Origin of the sequence: Streptomyces bicolor (assembly GCF_000719285.1) — a bacterium.
GTDB classification, from domain to species: Bacteria; Actinomycetota; Actinomycetes; order Streptomycetales; family Streptomycetaceae; genus Streptomyces; species Streptomyces bicolor.
This window is the reverse complement of the sequence record NZ_JOFS01000164.1, coordinates 1-210: the sequence shown is the minus strand read 5'-3', so window position 1 is coordinate 210 and position 210 is coordinate 1. Positions and strand designations below refer to the sequence as shown.

The 210-nt window shown below is 69.0% G+C and carries 1 protein-coding gene; it reads left to right on the top strand.

Going from position 1 to position 210, the window contains the following annotated elements; translation table 11 throughout:
- The coding region (locus IF78_RS0143115) for a MarR family transcriptional regulator (protein WP_031488225.1) at nucleotides 1-210 on the top strand (210 nt) is incomplete at both ends.

The window sequence follows — 210 nt, the reverse complement described above, 5'->3', positions numbered from 1 at the left end:
GCGGTCGTCCTCAGCCAGAGCGCCACCACCCGCCTCGTCACCCGACTCGAGGACCGCGGCCTGCTCTCCCGCTACCTCTGCCCCACCGACCGCCGAGGCATCTACACCGATGTCACCGAAGCAGGCCTCGAACTCCTCGAAGAGGCACGCCCCACCAACGAGGCCGCGTTGCGCGAGGCCCTCGACGAAGCCGCGAAGAATCCCGAACTG